This window comes from Azohydromonas aeria (assembly GCF_009760915.1).
Classification (GTDB): Bacteria; Pseudomonadota; Gammaproteobacteria; order Burkholderiales; family Burkholderiaceae_C; genus Azohydromonas; species Azohydromonas aeria.
In genome coordinates, this window is sequence record NZ_VIDQ01000177.1 from 1 (window position 1) to 2072 (window position 2072).

A 2072-nucleotide genomic window follows, 5' to 3' on the forward strand; every position below is an offset into this window, starting at 1 on the left:
CGATGCCGTCCACCGAGGTGCGGATCTCGCCCACCAGGGCGCGCAGCGCCTCCTGCATGGCGCCGACGGCGCGCAGCAGGCGGCCGACCTCGTCCTGGCCGCCGGCGGGCACCTCGGTGCTCAGGTCGCCGCCGGCGATGCGCTCGGCCGCGGCCTGCGCCGCCGACAGCGGCCGCGCGATGCCGCGCGCCAGCCGCCAGCCCAGCACGCCGGCCAGCAGCGCGCAGGCCAGCGCGGTGCCGACCAGCCGCGACTTGATCGAGGCCAGCTCCGCGTTCACGGTCTCGCCCAGCGCAATGCTGCGTGCCTGCTCAAAACGCGCCAACTCGGAAGCCACGTCCACGTAGGTCTGCACGGTGGCCTTGAACTGCTCGGTTGCCTGCGCCAGGACCGCGGCGTCGCTCGGCGGCGCCTTGATCAGCGCATCACGCTGCGACAAGTAGGGCGTGCGAGCCTGCGCCAGGCGCTCCATGATTGCCAGCGCCTCGGGTGTGGTCTCGATCTCGCCGAAACGCTTCTGGATCTCCGAGGTGCGCTCAGTGACCCGCTTCATGTCCGCACTGAATCGGGCACCCAGCGACTTGTCGGCGCTGTAGACCAGGGCGAGCGTGCGCTGTGAGTTCAGCACGATGTTCTCGCGCCACTCGATGGCAAGCTGCAGGCGCTGCGCTTGCGCCCCAGTGAGTGCTGATGTTTCGCGTTGGGCGTCACCCAGCTGCAGGAAGGCTGTGATCGCCAGGATGGCGATAAGGCCCACGATGCCCGCAAAGCCGAGAGCCAGGCGGGCGCCGATGTTCAGGTTGCTGAGCTTGGTCATTGGATGGGGGGCGATGGCATTGGCAGCGCCCGGGACAGTTTTTCCAGTGAAGGGAACTGTCGACTTCGGTCATTCCCGTGTTGCGTTGAGGCGTGGCAACGCCATCGAGCGGTAGGGGGTGCGGTAACCGTGACTTGTTAACGCTCCTTCGAGCCTTGCCCAGGCAACCTGCGGTGCCGTTCCCATAGGACGCTAACTTGGCACGGAGAGCAGCCTGCCGATACCTTCACGGAACTTCTCCGCATCCAGCGGCTTGGTCCAGTAGTCCATCACCCCGGCCTGACGTGCCGCGCTGACTTCCTCGGGCATCGCGCTGGCTGACAAGGCCACGACCCGTAGGGAGGCCGTGCGCGAGTCCGAACGCACGCGGGCCAGGAAGTCGTGGCCGGAGGCGGTGCCCAGATGCATGTCCAGCAGCACGAGGTCCGGCTGCGAGGCCAGAGCCATTCGAACGCCGGTTTCCACGTCCGGAGCGCTGACGAGTTCCACGCCGTGCCAGTGCTCGAGCATGGCCTGCACCAGGATGACGTTGAAGCGACCTGCCCAGTCGGTAAGCTCAACAAGCATTGGATTCCAGCATTCAGCCAATACCGCAAGCCGGTCATCAGAATTAGATGGTCACGCAACGACTGTGGCCATTGTGGAGAGGCAAAGCTATGCACTCGATCGGTACCTCCGCAACGGAACATTACCGTGCTGCCACAGGCCCAGTACGAAGCTCTACGCGATCAGCGAAAGTTGGAGAAGACGTCTGCGTTCACCGATGAATATGCGCTTCGTGCCGGTGTTGAAGGAACCATCTTCCAGGCAGTGCGCGTGCATGGACTGCGGCAAACCCGCTACATCGGGGCGGCAAAGACCCACCTCGCGCACCTGATGACGGCGGCGGCGGTCAACGTAGAAAGGTTGCTGCACTGGATTGCTGGCAAACCGAAAGCTCAGGTTGTCCTGACGCCATTCCAGAAGCTGTACAGGGAGGCGTGACAGCCACAACGGGGGAATTCGCCACCAGGATCATTCCGAACAGGTGGGCACCTATGCAACCCAAATCCCAGAGGCGTGTTCATGGCGCCGAGTTCAAGGCGCAGGTTCTGGCCGAGTGCGAGCAGCCCGGCGCATCTGTGGCGACCATCGCGCTGGCCCACGGCCTGAACGTCAATCTCCTGCGCAAGTGGCTGGTTGGTCGCGGCATCAAGCGCACCGGGCTGCCCGCGCCCAGGATCACCGCGACCCGCGTACTGCCCGCCGCCGGTGA

General features: G+C 65.3%; 4 protein-coding genes. 2 read left to right on the top strand and 2 right to left on the bottom strand.

The window, feature by feature from the left end; translation table 11 throughout:
- Both FJ694_RS36270 and FJ694_RS36275 read right to left on the bottom strand, forming a co-directional pair.
- On the bottom strand, nt 1-817 hold an 817-nt coding region (locus FJ694_RS36270; RefSeq protein ID WP_157272365.1), incomplete at its 3' end, for an MCP four helix bundle domain-containing protein.
- Between the two features lie 192 nt (nt 818-1009).
- Nucleotides 1010-1384, bottom strand: a complete 375-nt coding sequence (locus tag FJ694_RS36275; protein ID WP_232540391.1) for a response regulator — start codon at nt 1382-1384, stop codon at nt 1010-1012.
- Here FJ694_RS36275 and FJ694_RS36280 point away from each other — a divergent pair.
- Both FJ694_RS36280 and FJ694_RS36285 read left to right on the top strand, forming a co-directional pair.
- Nucleotides 1316-1801 (top strand): transposase, encoded by a 486-nt coding sequence (locus FJ694_RS36280; RefSeq protein ID WP_232540392.1) that lies wholly within the window; start codon nt 1316-1318, stop codon nt 1799-1801. The genes FJ694_RS36275 and FJ694_RS36280 overlap by 69 nt on opposite strands.
- 53 nt (nt 1802-1854) lie before the next feature.
- The coding region (locus tag FJ694_RS36285) for a transposase (protein WP_157272368.1) at nt 1855-2072 on the top strand (218 nt) is incomplete at its 3' end.